The 15,482-nt window shown below is 39.2% G+C and carries 23 protein-coding genes; 21 read left to right on the top strand and 2 right to left on the bottom strand.

Features of this window, described 5'->3' with window-relative positions; translation table 11 throughout:
- Positions 1-42: 42 nt before the first annotated feature.
- The 16 genes from AAEO50_RS12205 to AAEO50_RS12280 all read left to right on the top strand — a co-directional run bounded on the left by AAEO50_RS12205 (position 43) and on the right by AAEO50_RS12280 (position 9,190).
- Positions 43-255: a hypothetical protein gene (locus AAEO50_RS12205; RefSeq protein WP_341983972.1), complete on the top strand. Its 213-nt coding sequence runs from the start codon at positions 43-45 to the stop codon at positions 253-255.
- Complete coding sequence (locus AAEO50_RS12210) at positions 255-545, top strand: hypothetical protein (protein WP_341983974.1); 291 nt, start codon at positions 255-257, stop codon at positions 543-545. Before AAEO50_RS12205 ends, AAEO50_RS12210 begins: the two co-directional genes overlap by 1 nt.
- Positions 532-729 carry a helix-turn-helix domain-containing protein gene (locus AAEO50_RS12215; protein WP_341983976.1) on the top strand — a complete coding sequence of 66 codons (198 nt, stop codon included), beginning with the start codon at positions 532-534 and terminating at the stop codon, positions 727-729. Before AAEO50_RS12210 ends, AAEO50_RS12215 begins: the two co-directional genes overlap by 14 nt.
- 113 nt (positions 730-842) lie before the next feature.
- Positions 843-1,619, top strand: coding sequence for a bifunctional DNA primase/polymerase (locus tag AAEO50_RS12220; protein WP_341984049.1), 777 nt, complete (start codon positions 843-845; stop codon positions 1,617-1,619).
- A 1-nt stretch (position 1,620) separates the two neighbouring features.
- Positions 1,621-3,213, top strand: coding sequence for a YfjI family protein (locus AAEO50_RS12225; protein ID WP_341983978.1), 1,593 nt, complete (start codon positions 1,621-1,623; stop codon positions 3,211-3,213).
- Positions 3,210-3,623, top strand: coding sequence for a hypothetical protein (locus AAEO50_RS12230; protein WP_341983980.1), 414 nt, complete (start codon positions 3,210-3,212; stop codon positions 3,621-3,623). The genes AAEO50_RS12225 and AAEO50_RS12230 overlap by 4 nt, the downstream gene beginning before the upstream one ends.
- A 123-nt stretch (positions 3,624-3,746) precedes the next feature.
- Entirely contained in the window at positions 3,747-4,049 is a 303-nt protein-coding gene (locus tag AAEO50_RS12235; RefSeq protein WP_341983982.1) for a YozE family protein, read from the top strand.
- A gap of 197 nt (positions 4,050-4,246) precedes the next feature.
- Positions 4,247-4,729: a hypothetical protein gene (locus AAEO50_RS12240; RefSeq protein WP_341983984.1), complete on the top strand. Its 483-nt coding sequence runs from the start codon at positions 4,247-4,249 to the stop codon at positions 4,727-4,729.
- On the top strand, positions 4,729-5,064 hold the full coding sequence (locus AAEO50_RS12245; RefSeq protein ID WP_341983986.1) for a hypothetical protein: 336 nt from the start codon (positions 4,729-4,731) through the stop codon (positions 5,062-5,064). The genes AAEO50_RS12240 and AAEO50_RS12245 overlap by 1 nt, the downstream gene beginning before the upstream one ends.
- A gap of 36 nt (positions 5,065-5,100) precedes the next feature.
- Positions 5,101-5,349: a hypothetical protein gene (locus AAEO50_RS12250; protein ID WP_341983988.1), complete on the top strand. Its 249-nt coding sequence runs from the start codon at positions 5,101-5,103 to the stop codon at positions 5,347-5,349.
- Positions 5,342-5,605 (top strand): hypothetical protein, encoded by a 264-nt coding sequence (locus tag AAEO50_RS12255; RefSeq protein WP_341983990.1) that lies wholly within the window; start codon positions 5,342-5,344, stop codon positions 5,603-5,605. The genes AAEO50_RS12250 and AAEO50_RS12255 overlap by 8 nt, the downstream gene beginning before the upstream one ends.
- Position 5,606: 1 nt before the next feature.
- Positions 5,607-6,176 carry a hypothetical protein gene (locus AAEO50_RS12260; RefSeq protein WP_341983992.1) on the top strand — a complete coding sequence of 190 codons (570 nt, stop codon included), beginning with the start codon at positions 5,607-5,609 and terminating at the stop codon, positions 6,174-6,176.
- Positions 6,177-6,224: 48 nt separating this feature from the next.
- Entirely contained in the window at positions 6,225-6,551 is a 327-nt protein-coding gene (locus AAEO50_RS12265) for an HNH endonuclease signature motif containing protein (RefSeq protein ID WP_341983994.1), read from the top strand.
- 126 nt (positions 6,552-6,677) lie between these two features.
- A complete protein-coding gene (locus AAEO50_RS12270; protein WP_341983996.1) occupies positions 6,678-7,052 on the top strand; it encodes a hypothetical protein in 375 nt (124 codons plus the stop codon).
- 18 nt (positions 7,053-7,070) lie between these two features.
- On the top strand, positions 7,071-7,304 hold the full coding sequence (locus tag AAEO50_RS12275; RefSeq protein WP_341983998.1) for a hypothetical protein: 234 nt from the start codon (positions 7,071-7,073) through the stop codon (positions 7,302-7,304).
- Entirely contained in the window at positions 7,298-9,190 is a 1,893-nt protein-coding gene (locus AAEO50_RS12280) for a phage tail protein (RefSeq protein ID WP_341984000.1), read from the top strand. The genes AAEO50_RS12275 and AAEO50_RS12280 overlap by 7 nt, the downstream gene beginning before the upstream one ends.
- 54 nt (positions 9,191-9,244) lie before the next feature.
- Here AAEO50_RS12280 and AAEO50_RS12285 read toward each other — a convergent pair whose 3' ends face one another.
- Positions 9,245-9,448: a helix-turn-helix transcriptional regulator gene (locus tag AAEO50_RS12285; protein WP_341984002.1), complete on the bottom strand. Its 204-nt coding sequence runs from the start codon at positions 9,446-9,448 to the stop codon at positions 9,245-9,247.
- Between the two features lie 445 nt (positions 9,449-9,893).
- Between AAEO50_RS12285 and AAEO50_RS12290 the strand changes: the two genes are divergently transcribed.
- Positions 9,894-10,160, top strand: coding sequence for a hypothetical protein (locus AAEO50_RS12290; RefSeq protein WP_341984003.1), 267 nt, complete (start codon positions 9,894-9,896; stop codon positions 10,158-10,160).
- Positions 10,161-10,359: 199 nt separating this feature from the next.
- A complete protein-coding gene (locus tag AAEO50_RS12295; RefSeq protein ID WP_341984005.1) occupies positions 10,360-10,572 on the top strand; it encodes a hypothetical protein in 213 nt (70 codons plus the stop codon).
- Between the two features lie 267 nt (positions 10,573-10,839).
- Here AAEO50_RS12295 and AAEO50_RS12300 read toward each other — a convergent pair whose 3' ends face one another.
- Positions 10,840-11,268 (bottom strand): hypothetical protein, encoded by a 429-nt coding sequence (locus AAEO50_RS12300; RefSeq protein WP_341984007.1) that lies wholly within the window; start codon positions 11,266-11,268, stop codon positions 10,840-10,842.
- Between the two features lie 110 nt (positions 11,269-11,378).
- Here AAEO50_RS12300 and AAEO50_RS12305 point away from each other — a divergent pair, with 110 nt between their 5' ends.
- The 3 genes from AAEO50_RS12305 to AAEO50_RS12315 all read left to right on the top strand — a co-directional run bounded on the left by AAEO50_RS12305 (position 11,379) and on the right by AAEO50_RS12315 (position 15,481).
- Positions 11,379-11,606 (top strand): helix-turn-helix transcriptional regulator, encoded by a 228-nt coding sequence (locus tag AAEO50_RS12305; RefSeq protein ID WP_341984009.1) that lies wholly within the window; start codon positions 11,379-11,381, stop codon positions 11,604-11,606.
- 1,155 nt (positions 11,607-12,761) lie between these two features.
- Positions 12,762-14,042 carry an extracellular solute-binding protein gene (locus AAEO50_RS12310; RefSeq protein ID WP_341984011.1) on the top strand — a complete coding sequence of 427 codons (1,281 nt, stop codon included), beginning with the start codon at positions 12,762-12,764 and terminating at the stop codon, positions 14,040-14,042.
- A 152-nt stretch (positions 14,043-14,194) separates the two neighbouring features.
- Complete coding sequence (locus tag AAEO50_RS12315) at positions 14,195-15,481, top strand: sugar ABC transporter permease (protein WP_341984014.1); 1,287 nt, start codon at positions 14,195-14,197, stop codon at positions 15,479-15,481.
- The last annotated feature ends 1 nt before the right edge of the window (position 15,482 follow it).

Consider the following 15,482-nt stretch of genomic DNA (forward strand, 5'->3'; position numbering starts at 1 on the left):
TCGGTATTATATTGTTGTTGATTAGATAAAGGGGGTGAGTACATGGCAAGTGTGAAGCGAAAGGAGGAAAAAGATATGAAAAATCAAGATGTTAGACAAGCGATCCAAGAGGCTGGTTTGAAACAGTGGCAAGTAGCAGAGGCTTACGGATTGCACGAGGGTAATTTTTCTAGATTGCTAAGGAAAGAGTTAAGCCTGGAGAAGAAAGCAAAAATTTTCAAAGCTATTAATCAATTAAAAGGAGGAAACAAATAATGAAAGCATTAGCACACAGAACAATTAAGAGAGATAAGTACATTCTGGAGAATCACAAAGTATGGAAGAAACAAGGGGCTAAATTTAAAAAGAAACGTGTAGATCATGGTTTCCCACTTCAGTTTGTGGCAGCAGAAACAGGAATGGCACCAGCTACATTAAAGAAGTACGAGGAAGGTATGCCGGTTATTCGTCCTAAACTGATTGAGAAAAGCCTGGAACATTTCTATAAGTATTGGGAGATTAGATCATCTTTAAAAAAGATCTTAAAGAAACATGATTGGGATTGATGGTATGGAGAAGATCACGCTCAATGTAAAAGAGGTTGCTCAGATGTTGGATTTATCAGAGGACTTCATATACAAGCTGACAAGGGAAAAGAAAATTCCACATGTGCGAATAGGTTCGAGGATATTGTTCAAGAGGCACAGCATAGAGGAATGGCTTTCACAAGCTGAAGAACAATGTATTTAGACAATAAAAAAAACACCTATTGCGAGTAGGTGCGAGAAAGGAACGAAACAATTTTGATTAAGGCAAGTATATCACCTTTTCAATCAAAAGTACAGAACTTTGTACAAGCTTATGTGAAGATACTGGATTGGTCAGTGTTTCCATTACACTCCATTGCAGATGGTAAATGTACTTGCGGAAATCATGGGTGTAAATCACCTGGTAAGCATCCTAGAGTACAAAACGGAGTGAAAGAAGCTTCAAAAGACATTGATCAGATTAACGAATGGTTTAGTAAACCTTATGAGTCAAATATCGGACTACCTACAGGGAAGATAAATAACATCATTGTGGTAGATATTGACGGTGAACAAGGTGAGGAATCAATCAAAGAGTTACAAGATAAATACGATGAACTTCCAGAAACAGTTGAAGCGATAACAGGTAAGGGCAGGCACTTATTCTTCAAATATGAGGAAGACGTTAAAAATAAAGTAGGCTTCTTACCTGGTGTAGATATACGAAGTGATGGCGGTTATATAGTGGCAGCTCCATCAAGGCATATAAGCGGTAGGGATTACGAGTGGGAATTATCCTCTTCTCCTTCAAATACGCCAATAGCGGAACTACCAGAATACTTTAAGCACATGCTCAAGGAACAGAAAACAGAACAAAGAAAACCAACAGATTATTGGTTAAACCTTCTAAGTGGAGAGGGTGAAGGTGGAAGGAATCACGCTACAGCTTCACTAACAGGCTATCTGCTTAGAAAGAACATTGAACCTAAGATTGCATTGTCGCTGGTGCTAGCGTGGAATGAGAGGAACTCTCCACCATTAAGTGATGAAGAGATAAAAATAACATTCAATTCAGTATTGAAAGCTGAAATAAGGAGAAGGAAGGGGGAGTAAATTGACTATTGATAATGAATTAGATCGGACTCTAAATGAATACAACGAAGTACAAGAAAACAAGTGGGAGACTCCGATGCCTTTTGAAGATGAAAGTGGAGTAAGTTTCCCAATTACTGTCCTTCCTTCATGGTTGAAAGATTATTCTAAAGCATTGGCCAGTCAGATGTTAGTGCCGATTGATATTCCTGCAATGGCTACTATAACACCATTGAGTACGTCAATCAGTGGGAAATATGATGTGTATTTTGCTCAGACAGATTGGAGACAACCTTTAAATACTTACATTATCCAGGTTGCCCCACCTTCGAGTAGTAAGAGTGGCGTACACAAGGAGATTATGCAACCAGTTGAGGAATACGCAGCGGAAAAGCGTGAAGTATTGGAATTAGAGTTAAGGGACAACAAACAGGAATACAGGGCAAAGAAGAAGCTTCTCGAAAAGTTAGAGAATAAATATGCTGACAAACAAGAAAGTAAAATTCTTGATGAAATGAAAGCCTTGAATAATGAATTGGCTGAATTGGAAAAGAAACTGAGAGTCCCAACGTTCACAACTAGCGGAAACATCACGACTGAAAAACTATTCCACTTGTTGAGGGATAGCGATGAAAAATTAACAATCTCCACAGATGAAGGATTCGAGTTAATCAGTATCCTGTCTGGTAAGTATAGCGGCAAAGTTGATATTGATTTACTCCTAAAGGCGTTCAGTGGAGAACGTGCAACAGTTGAGAGGATGAAAGGCGATCCGATTGTATTAAACAGACCATTACTGACAATGGGACTATTCATCCAACCTAGTGTATTAGGTGAACTAAGGGCGTTTAATGGAAGGGGATTCTCAGAACGTTTCCTATATAGTCTAAAGTCTCCTAAGTACCAGGAAGGATTCGGAGTGGCGATTCCTAAGGTGATTAAGGACAGGTACAAAGAAAACATTACTAAACTATTAGAAATGGACGATGTGGGGACGATTACGGTATCTGAGGAAGCGTATCAACGTTTTACAGACTTACACAATGAAATCAAGCGAGAAGCTTTTAACGAAGACTATCCGGAAATCTTACAAGGTTGGTTTGGTAAGTTGACAGGAACAATCTTAAGAATTATCGCACTGCTGCATATCGCAGAAGAGATTGATTTAAACGGAAAAGTTATCTCTAATGAATTGACAAGCGAGGACATAGAAAAAGGATTTGCTCTACTCCCTTACTTATCCTCGATGACAAAAACAGCCTTCGGAATTGTTGGGGAAGATGGCACTCAAAGAGATTTGAAATATCTATTCAAAAGGGTTTGCGACTTACAAGATGAAGGCGTAACTCCTTACAGGAAGCTTTATCACGCTGTTAAAAGAAGGTTTAAGGCTGACAAGCTTAAGAACGCTCTTAAAGAGTTAGAAGATATGAACTATATCCACCTGGAAGAGAAAAGCGGAGATATTAAGTCAATCGAAGTCAATCCACTTACAAAGGACATGAAACATAAAGAAGAGGCGGTACAAGAGGTTAAGCCTGTTCACTTTAAACCAGAAGTTATTGAGGACAAGCCTCTATATGAGATGAAATCAGATGGGAGTGGGCTGTTATGAACGAACTCATTCAGTCGGCGGAGAGTATAGGCTGTCCGTTATCACTTGAGGGGGAACGCATTAAAGTAGAGGGGATATCACGCCTCCCTGCTTCCCTCCTAGAGAGGATAAAGGAACATAAGGCACAGATAGTCGAAACGCTCAAGAATGACCAGGAGGCAAGAAATAGAGGCTTTATGGTTGGTGTCCCTGGTGAGATTTATACAAAGTCTCTTCATCACAAAAGTAATGTCTATGTAGAAAAGATTGGTGATCAATGGGAAGCGTGGAGAGAGACATACCAAAAGGGAAAGACAGTCTCCACTAAAGTCATTATGACAGGTAACACCCTTGAATACGTGCTAGTTAAAGTTTCACAATACTTTGACTACATGGAGAAGAAGCGGCACGAAAGGGGAAGCGTTAAATGATGAACAGATCATTTAGGTATCTAGTGACTACATTAATTAAGCAGCGGCTCGAGATTATGAAGCTTAATCGTAAAAAGAATAGGCTCATGGAACGCACATGGGAGCATGAAAAGGGGAGTATCAATGACATTTAAAGAGTATATGGCTCAACACTATAAGGAACGTCCAGACGATCGCTTTAGTATGGTGGCGTGGAGTGTGAAGCATGACCAGTGTTTTCCGAACACAAAAGATTATGATGAAATGCTCGAATATCTGAAGAAGGTAAATGCGAGTACAACAGCGATTAGATCATTTAAAGAGGCGTACCTGGAATATAAGCATGAGTGTCCTAGTCGTGATGGAAAGGTAACGATTATCTCATTTAATGACAAGGTTATGAATGGACTGGGGATTACAAAGGAATTGTTTGAACATGAAAAATAAATTTATCGAGGTAAAGCTTCCAGGACACACAGTATTTCTGACTCACGATGAAATCCATACCCTGCTCAAGTTGGATCGAGTGATATGGAAAGAGAGCATAAAACGAGGCAAATACATTCTTAGAAGCAGACAACAGAAGAAAAGGGAAGCGGAAAGGAGTGACTTCTCTTAATACAATTTGATGGAGGTTACAGCCAATGATATCAGATGAATTTACCCGGTATGAGTTGCGAACCTATGCTATGAGTATAAAACTTGCGGCTCAGTTGAAAGAGGAAAAGGAAGCAGCGATACAAAGTTTATATGATGACTGTTCACCTTCTACCCGGTTCTATGATGCAAGTACAGATAGATGGCTCAAGACAGGAGTTAATACTGAGGATAAGGCTATAGAGATTATTGAAACAAGGGAAATGTTTGATAAGAAGATTAAACGCTATATGGAGAAGATAGAGGCTTTTAACGAGGCGTTGAACACCTTATCAGAGGCAGAACAAAACATCATTAAGGCTTACTACTTCAAGAACATCCCATCTGATGAAGCTTCTCTATATGGAGCGGAGGATAAGATGTGTAAGTACATCGGAGACATGAATTATAAAAAGCATGTAGCTGAAAAAGAAGCTCGTAAGGAAATGCTGAGAAAATCAGTAATTGAGTATAAATCGAGGTGCTCATAATGAAATGTATAGATGAATGGTACGAGGTTAAAGGGAATGAAGTCCATCACATAGGAGTAGAAAACTTCCTGCAGCTTGAGGATAAAAAGATATTTAATGGCGTACTGGACAGTGACTTTATCTATGAAATGGCGTTCGGTACTGAAGGATATATAAAAGCCAGCGTGTTTTCTGCTGAAGAACCTAAAAGGTTTAAATACCTTATCAAGATGGAGATCCACGACAATTTTCCTTCTTACTACTGTATATCTGATGATTCAAGTTATATGGAGTTTGTAAAGAATCGACTATCACCATTATTAGAATTTTATCGAGTAAATAAAGACTTATCTTAATTGAGATTAAACAAACGAAAAAGGGGCGTGGAAAATGTGAAGCAGATTGAATTGATTGGAGAAGTTAAGGAAGCTATCGCAGAAAAGAACGGATATAAGACGTTTACGGTATCAGTACCTTATACAGGGACATTGATTTGTCAGACTGAAACAGGACTGGTAAACGCAGATCAGATTGAAGTTGGGAAAAAGTTATTCATGAAATGTACTTTAAAGGGCGTTGTGAACAATGGTTACTCACACAATTATGTCATTGTTCAAGAATTGGTGACCATCGATGAATGATATGCCATTGGTCGAATTAGAAGGATATGTAACTAAAATCATTGGAAAAAACAAACGAGTTTTAACCTTTAAATTCCTTGATGATAACTTTGGTGAAATCATCTGCACAGCAAGGCGTAAAGAGTCGATTATGTATTACAACATTGTAAGAGGTAAGAAATTTAAGTTAAAAGCCTCTCTAAACGGAAATGATTCAGAGAATCCAGGCTATACAAGGAACTATCTATATATCAAACATTCAAAGGAGATTGATTAATATGAAAATCGTAAAAGAGAGAGTCAACACTAAGGAAGAACAGCAGCAGAAGGAAAACCTATTCAAACGAATGATGCCTAAACCAAAGGAAGAGAAATACGATAGCAGCGTAGAAGTGCATGTGACGAATAAAGAATATGAAATGGTTATTGCAGCTGTAAGAATGTCCAATAAAGGTTATCACGCCTTTGTACGTGAAGCTCTACTGAACTTTGAGAGTATGCAAGAGTTAAAGTTTCCACAGGTTGAGGATGAAGGTACTAAGAAGTGGCTGACATACGAATTTGAGAAAGAGGATAAAGAAGCACTGGTGAATGAGGCTAGGAACTCCAGGACGGAACTGAAGGACTTTATCCGGGCTATCCTATGGACAGTATCGAAAGAAGCTATTGAGAAGCAAAAGGAGAAGGCTGATAAGCAACGCAGGAAAACACAGGTAAACAAAGGGCAGCATGTAGACTTCTTCCTACGAGGGCAACTGTTAGAACGCTATGAAGATAAGTACGGTAAGCCAGATGCAATTAAGGTTAGGGACTTATTAACGGAACTATTAGATAAACACTTGAAGTAATGGGAATGGCAGGGAAACCTGCCTTCTCTATAAAAAGTAGGTGAGATTATGAGTAAGTTTGATAAATACAAAAGGGACAGTAAAGCAGAGAAATTCTACAACAGCAAGGCATGGCGTAAGACTAGGAACATCGTATTCCAGAGAGATACAGGACTATGCCAGGACTGTCTGAAGAGGGACAAGATAGTAAGTGGTGATGTCGTTCATCATAAGGTTGAGTTGTTGGATGGTGAGAAGGGATGGGCGTTGAGGTTAGATCACAGTAACCTTATTACCCTTTGCCATGACTGTCACAATTCTATTCATAAAAATAAATTTGTTCCTGTTAGAGAAGATGTAATGTTCGATAGTGAAGGTAATCTAATCAGAAGATAAAAGCTTACATCCCCCCGTATCGTACCCTTATAGGGGATATAGGGACATCGAGATAGGGAGAATAATGTATCTCTCTGGAGGGTCTAAGAGGGGGTCTAGGTAACCCATAAAAAGGAGTGTGGAAATATGCCAGGAGTTAGCGATTTAAAGAAGGATAAAGAAGTACAAAAGAAGATTAAAAAGGAATTACGCAGACTTAACAACATCTTTAAGGATATAGAACAAGGTAAAAAAGATACTGTCCGTTCCCTTATCGAAAACGCTGCCTTTATGTCAGTAATACTGGACGAGTTACAGCAACATATCGCAGAGAATGGGACTGTCAGTGAATATCAGAATGGGGCTAATCAATGGGGTACAAAAATCTCTCCAGAAGCACAGATTTATAATTCAATGATTAAGAATCACATGGCCATCGTTAAACAACTTACAGACCTGTTAAAAGATGATGATAAGGACGAAGACGATGACGAGTTAATGAAATTCATACACAACAGATAATAAAAAGGAGGAAATACGATGAAATTAACGCTAAAAGAACGCAATTTATTAAAGTGTTTAGCCGATAAAGGTACATTCATGTGGATGATCCAACTTCATACAAAGATGACATACAACGAGATTCTAAAAACGGTGCGATCCCTTAAAAGTAAAGGGGTCTCCATCCGTCCCGTTAGCTTCCATAGTAAAATGATTGAACGATTAGAGTTTAGAGGCTCTAAAAAGAGTCTCCAGGAGTGGATTGAATGTTAAGAGTATTTGATAAGAGTATGCAGCCTGTGGCAATCCTAGAGAACGCTTATAACGTGGGTTATGAGAAATATTATAACCAATTATGGAGTGCCACCTTCACTCTTCCCCTGGACGACGAGAAGAATGAACATTGCAAACCTTTCTACTTTGTAGAGATCATTGATAAGTATGATGAATACATTGGCTTGTTTAGAATCATGCCGAATATCCTTAGAAGGGACTCAAATACCCATGAGATAGAGTATAGCCTTCAACATGCTCTCTCAACGCTAGTGAGTGACGTTATAGAGGGATATGAACAGACCACGAACCTTACTACTAGGGAGAATATAGAGTTTATCCTGGGCTTTCAGACAACGACCTACTGGGTACTAAAGGATTGTGAGTTTTCATCAAGATTCCATTATAAGTGGGAATCAGAAAACGGACTTCTTGCACCACTGTTCTCCATTCCTCAACCATTCGCAGAAGAGTATGAATGGCAATTTAATACGCAGGTATTCCCTTTTGAATTAAGCCTGGTGAAACCTAGTCAAGAATTAGAATGGGTTATCCGGTACGCTCATAATCTTGTCGGTATCGAAAAAGAGGAAGACCCTACAGAGATTGTAAATAGGATTTATCCTCGTGGCGTGGGCGAAGGCGTGAACCAACTGACAGTCTCAGATGTAAATAATGGCGTAACGTACCTGGAAGATACGGAATCCATTAATAAGTATGGCTTACAGTCTTATGTTTGGATTGATCGCAGGATTGAGAACGCAGAAACACTTAAAGCCAATGGACAATCTCTATTAAGCCAATGGAAAAATCCAAAAGTAGTTTATAGAACCAATGCGGCAGATGTTTCTTCTATAACAGGCGAGTCCATTGATAAGCATAGACTGGGTAAAAAGGGACGTATCTATGATCCAGATTTAGGGACGCTTGATAAAAGAGTCATGTATGAGGCTAAAAGTGACATATTCGGAGGTGAAGGGGTCATTGATTTAGAAATTGGCAGCCTTACCGATGATATAGCGACCATACAGGCAGATATTGAAAGAAAGCTTCAAACCAACGAGGCATATAGTCAAGGAGCGACCTCTATCCTAGCTTATAACTACGATGATAATGCAGATGGTAATCATCCGGCGGTTATACGCTTCTACGTGCCACCAGAGGCCGTTAATATTAATAAGGTAGACCTTACCTTTGAAACGACTGAATTTAGGACGTATGGAGGCACTACAGAGGCAGGGGGACAGGTAAGCAAGACGACAGCCTCCGGGGGGAGTACAACAGTATCAACTACTTCTGCGAGTGGCGGAGGACAAACAACTTCATCTGGTGGGGGTCAAACATCTTCAGAGAATGGATCACATTTCCATAGACTCTTTGTTGGTGGGGAAAATGCTTCTGCAACCTTTACGAAAAGAAGATACTTTGCTTATTTAAAAGATAGTGATGTAGCAACTTCAGTAAACTTTGAAGCAGACACAGGCGGAGACATTTACACTTATGAAGCAGAAGGCGATCATACCCATACAGTGAGCAGCCATACTCATTCAGTGAGTGATCATACACACCAGGTAAGCGTAAATATCCCAGCACACTCTCATGGCTTTGAAATCGATCCACATAGTCACCCTATAAAGCACGGTATCTTCACATTAAGCACAGTACCGTCAAGTGTTACTATTAAGGTAGATGGCAATACAGTCCCTCATACTTCTACAAGTGGCGATGGTTTAGACCTAGTGCCTTACATGGATAAGGACAGCGAAGGAAAGGTACTAAGAGGGCAATACCATACATTAGAAATAGAACCTAATGGACTAGGTAGGATTAACGCTCAAGTATTCATGCAGCTGTTCCTTCAGTCCAGGGGGCAATACTCTATTTAAGGTGGGGGAATCCTCACCTTTTTTCTTTGCAATAAAAAAAGCCCTGTTACAGGCTTACTTCTTTACGTGCTTAAGTACATCTTCAATATTACAGTCTAATTCTTTGCAGATGCGATCAATTACATCTAAAGAGACATTATCACCTCTACCCATTTTCGCAATAGTTGTAGACGATGTTTTTATTTTTTCTCTTAATGCCTCTTTGGACATTTTTTTATCAATAAGTAATTTCCATAACGGATCATACGTGAATGGCATAACGTCTTCTCCTCCTCTCTACATATATTCTACACTAATCTAAAGAAAAAATTCAAGTTATTAAAGAAATGTGCTTGACGTATACTTTTATTTTATGTATATTATCTTTAGAAAGTAAAAGAAAGGAATGAAGAAAATGAACAATTTAAGAATGTTACAAATTGCTATTCATGGATTGAAAGACCAGGAGTTAAAGGACAGTGAGATTGTGGAGATCGTCACTAAGGTTCTGGCAGGTGAAGAAATTGAAGGTTAAAGTATCTGAATGGGCGAATACAAGTATAGAAACGAAAATGTGTATTTTGGAGCATGTAGCTTATTGCCAGTGGAAACAGAAAAAAGCTCACATCAAAAACTAACCCGGCCAGGTTGAGTAAGTGAAGTAAGCCCTGTCCTCATTATAAAGAGGATGGGGCACAAATACAATATAAGGAGTGTCCTAATAATGAATGAAGCATTGATTTTTTCTAACACAGTAGATACAGGATTCACTACATACGAGGAAATAGACACACTTCAGAAGCAAGTAAAAGAACCGGCAGTTATCTTTATGGAGAATAGAAAGCCTGTTGCGGCATATTTCATTGATGCTAACACCAGGGAAGAATTAGAGGGTATGATCGAGGCGAAACGCTTTAAGACAAAAAGTATTCCTTTTGGTGAATACGTAAAGATTGACGATAGAATATTCTTAGGGAGTGGTGAAGCGTGAAAATAATTCTAATTGCATTATCTTTTATGGTGATCAGTACAGTCCATGTGTCAGCTTCAGAAAGTAAATGCGTAAATGATAAATGTGTAACATGCCAATATGAAACTGAGGTTATATATTAATGGAGTGGGCGAAATATAAAAAATATATATGGCTAACAATATGGTTAATAATTGCCGCGGGAGTTTTAATACTGTTTATGAAATTCGGTGTAACAGGCATGAGAGATATAGGAGTTAATCTCTTGGGTGCTGCAATCTTTTCGTTTGTATTAACTGGATATGCCACTTCCGGTTCTAAAAGTGAAGATACTAGTGATATAGTATTGGGGCTATTTTTTGCAGTAGGGTTCTTTGTATTCTTTTCATGGTTATTTATTAAATTTAATTTCTTTGGGGTTTTCTTTGAATAAAAAGAGGGTGTACCTAATTGGTACGCCCTTTAATTATGGGGGTTGAGAAGCCCTACTCATATATTTGAAAGCAGTATGCTCTCATAGGACTATTTTACTATAAATGGAACGTGATTAATAATTCTTTTAGGCATACTTTATATAGCTACGGCCAGGGCGATAAACCCAACGAATAGCCACAAATATATCTTATCTTCAGATGATAACCAACGAGTTTTTACATGATATGAGTTATAGCTGCCTTTTATCTTCTTCAGTTTGATGCTCCTAACCGATGGTAATGGTGATGCCTCCTTTTTCCGTTCTGGAAGAAAACGCCCTTTCTCGTCCCTCGTCCTGTCTTGATTCCACGTTTTTGTGGAGTCCTCTCTCATTAGCTGCATTAATTGACGTCTTTCCTCTAGTGTGATCATTGACGTCCTTCCTCTCCTCTCTTTTTGGATTGCTTTCCAGCCATAACGCCCTTTCAGATAGCGACCAGGAGGGAGTAGGGACGTCACCTTTCTTGTAATCTTTCAATATCTCATTAAATTCTTTAGAGTGACCAGCTACAAATAACGCTGCCCTTATAATCTGATTGCGGTCTAATGTTGTAGCGTGAAATAAATCGTCCACATAAGCCCTGTAAACGTCTGAATACCTTACAGTAGGTCTATACAAAGCAAACACCCTTTCTATTGTAAATGACGTCAGCATGACGCCTTAATGACGCCCTTAATAGAGGATATTTGATACTGTTTGTCCAATATGCACAATAACGCCCAAATAGATAAAATATTTTGTGCAAGTGAAAGGAGCTGCTCAAGATGGTAGGAGGATGGAAGAAGCCACGTTCAAGGTTTGGAAGGTGGTTAGATCAGCAAGGTATCGAACAGGTAGAGTTTTCAAAACTATCTGGTGTGTCTAGGAATACCATTTCTACCCTATGTAATGATAAAGAGTATATCCCCAGCCCGAAAGTGATGAAAAAGATATTAGATACAGTTAGACAAATAGAGCCAGGGAAGAAAATGGATGATTTCTTCGATATATAAGGAGTGTCTATATGAAGCATGGAGACATTGTAAGAAGCAAAGAGGGGTTTATGATTGGTAAGGTAATACACACAGAAACAGAGTGCTGTATAAGGAGTCTGGAAGGGTCTGAAAATAGATGGACAGTCCAGGCGAGTCATTTAGGCCAATTTAAGAAGGATTGGAAGGTTATAGAGTCAAAAGAGACATAAAAAAAGCAGCCAGGTATTTAACTGACTGTTCAAAATAGAAGGGTGGAATCCTTCTGTAAACAAGTATAGTCACAAAGGACTAGATAAAGCAATAACTATTTTAGGCTGATTTGTAAATGTCACTCTTTTCTCAATGTGTGAGAAACGCTCTACAACAAAATTACTTTCACCTTTACATAGTAAGGGTCATTAGAAGCGACATAGTGGTGGTCATGTAGTGTACAATTCATTGAAGAGTACCGATCCAATCACGCCATAATGTCCACTATGGTTAGGAACAGTACAATGAAGTGCGACTAGTATATAAAATACTACTGTTTTTTTACCTTGCTCTAAGCTGCTGGGGACACCTGGGGACATAGGGGACACGTGGGGACATAGCCTGTCCCCAGATAAAAGCCTATTGTATCAAGGGTTGGGACGTACCTGGGGACGTGGGGACATGAATCCGGTGAAAAACGTCCTCTATCTTAGTTGAGAGGTTATACAAGAAAACTAAAAAACTATACATAAGTTATACAGAAACGAATAGTCTATCATTACCTTTTAGGTTAGAGAATATCAGCCATTAGGACAAGCGTTTGAAATATCTGTCCCCAATTCGTCCCCAATGACTCTGTCATACCCATTATAAAAATACTGTTATAATCGTTAAACCTTATTATACCAACGTTAAAAATGAATAATTAATACAGATTAAACTAATTGTGTTCTACCATCATAGTGTTGTCAACAAAACGTGCAATCTCTATGAAAGCGGTTTTTAATTTTTCTATTAAACTTAAAAATATTAAAAAAACTATTGCTAAATGAGTTTTAATTTGTATAATAGGAAATAGGTTGTGCAATCGCTTTCACACATAAATGTAAGCGTTACATTTTGCGCTTGAATTCACTTATGTGTGCAAACGGTTGTACAATCCAGGAAATATTACTTATTCACCTATACTTAGGAGGGGTCAAGATGAAGAAAGCATTATCATTATTAATGGTAGTTATGCTTGTACTAGGGGCTTTGGCTGCTTGTGGTCCTAACCGTGAAGAACAATCTTCAGGTAATAAAGACAGCGAGAAAAAAACAGACGATGCCAACAAGCCTGAAAAGCTGGTTATCTGGGAAGATCAAGAGAAATCTGGATGGCTGGATGAAGTAGGTGCCAAGTTTACAGAAGAAACTGGTATCGAACTAGAAGTAAAAGAAGTAGAAATGGCTACTAAAATGAAAGAACAATTACGCCTGGATGGTCCTGCAGGTACAGGTCCTGACGTATTGACTTTACCGCATGACCAAATCGGAGAGCTTGCTCTTGCAGGTCATATCGCACCATTAGAGGTTGAAGGGGAAGTTGAAGACCGCTTCACTGAATCTTCAATGACAGCTCAAAGCTATGATGGGAAACTCTATGGGCTTCCGAAATCTTCTGAAACTCCAGTCTTTGTTTATAACAAAGAATTAATGGAAGAAGCACCAAAAACAATGGATGAAGTGTATTCATTCTCTAAAGATTTCACTAAAGATGGAAACTACGGTTTCTTAGCTCTTTGGGATAACTTCTACTTCGCTCATGCACCAATCGGCGGATTCGGCGGTTATGTGTTTGCTGAAAATGATGGAGCATTAGATGCGAAAGATCTTGGTTTAAACAATGAAGGTGCTGTTGAAGGTACTGAATATATTCAAAAATGGTACACAGAAGGTTTATTCCCTAAAGGTATCGTCGGTGAAAACGGCAGTTCTGCAATGGACGGTTTATTCAATGAAGGAAAAGTGGCTTCAGTTATGAATGGACCATGGTCTTTCCAAAGTTATAAAGATGCAGGAATTGACATCGGCATCTCTGCTATGCCTAAGCTTCCAAACGGAGAGCCTATGAAAACATTCATGGGTGTTAAAGGATGGCATGTATCTGGATACTCTGAAAATAAAGAATGGGCTCAAAAGTTCATCGAGTTCATCACTCAAGACGAGTATGCTAAGCAGCGTTTCGAACAAACACAGGAAGTACCTACAAACCAAGGGTTGATCGAAGATCCTGCAATTGCTGAAAACCCAGGTGCAAAAGCGGTTGCTGAACAGTCTCAATATGCGGTTCCAATGCCTAACATTCCAGAAATGGGAGAGGTTTGGGGACCAATGGCTGATTCACTTCAAACGGTTGTAACTGGTAAGCAAGAACCTAAAGCGGCTCTTGATGCAGCAGTTAAGCAAATCCAGCAAAATATCGAAGCGAATCATTCAAATTAATAAAATTGTAGCGGTACCTTCTCCGGATGGAGAGGTACTGCTATCCTTTTAAGGACCTATTCAAGGGCTTTAGGAGGAAGAAAGGCGTTTCTGCTTCCTAAAGCTCTTGAAGCTTAAGTAAACAAGTTGAAGTATAGAAGGGGGAATATAGGATGGAGCAACAATCCTATCAAACAAAACATAGAAAAACAGCGCTGGCCCTTTCCCTTATCCCAGGTCTAGGTCAGTTGTATCATAAACAGTATCTAAAAGGCGGATTTTTCCTGATTATGACAGCCGCATTCATTCTGGTATTCAGTGATTTGATCAGTTACGGTCTGTGGGGAATCACAACGCTTGGAACAGACATATCATACGGAGATCACTCCATCTTCCTGATGGTATATGGCATTCTCGCAATCATCGTTTTATTATTCGGAATCGGTTTTTATCTATTTAATTTACGAGATGCATACGTAAATGGAGAGAAAAGGGATAGAGGGGAAAAGCTTAGCACTATCAGAGAACAATACAGAAATCTGGTAGATAACGGATTTCCTTATCTCATCATGTCCCCAGGTTTTCTATTGCTGGTTTTCGTAGTCATCTTCCCAATCATCTTCGTTGTGCTGCTGGCATTCACTAACTATGATCTTTATCATTCACCGCCTGCAAAGCTGGTGGATTGGGTAGGGATCCAGAACTTTGTAGATATCTTCAAAATTGATATTTGGAGAGAAACTTTCATCACAGTTTTGGCTTGGACGCTTGTATGGACTTTTGGAGCCACGACACTTCAGGTTGCACTTGGTATTTTCCTGGCCATCCTTGTGAATCAAAAGGATTTGAAAGGGAAAGCGGTTATCCGTACCGTATTCATTTTGCCTTGGGCGATTCCGGCATTCGTTTCCATTCTAGTTTTTGCAGGTATGTTCAATGAATCGTTTGGGACAATCAATAGGGACATTCTCGCGGCCCTCGGAATTGGGGAATTACCTTGGATGACGGAGCCGATGTATACACGACTCGCTCTGATCTTCATTCAGACATGGTTAGGGTTCCCGTTCATTTTTGCAATGACGACAGGTGTACTTCAATCTATTCCGGATGAATTGTATGAAGCTGCGACGGTTGACGGAGCTTCCATTTTTCAGAAGTTCAAGAATATCACGCTGCCGCTTGTATTATTTGCAACGGCTCCGATCATCATCACTCAATATACATTCAACTTTAACAACTTTAATGTTATTTACTTATTCAATGGCGGAGGACCGGCTTTAACAGGACAAAATGCAGGTGGAACAGATATCCTGATTTCATGGATCTACAGCCTGACGATGACCTCGGCTCAATACTCCAAAGCTGCGGCCATTACATTATTACTTTCCATTATCGTTATCACTGTAGCGATCTGGCAGTTTAAACGCACGAAATCATTCCAAGAAGAGGATATGATGTAAA

This window comes from Rossellomorea oryzaecorticis, from assembly GCF_038405515.1.
Taxonomy (GTDB): domain Bacteria; phylum Bacillota; class Bacilli; order Bacillales; family Bacillaceae_B; genus Rossellomorea; species Rossellomorea oryzaecorticis_A.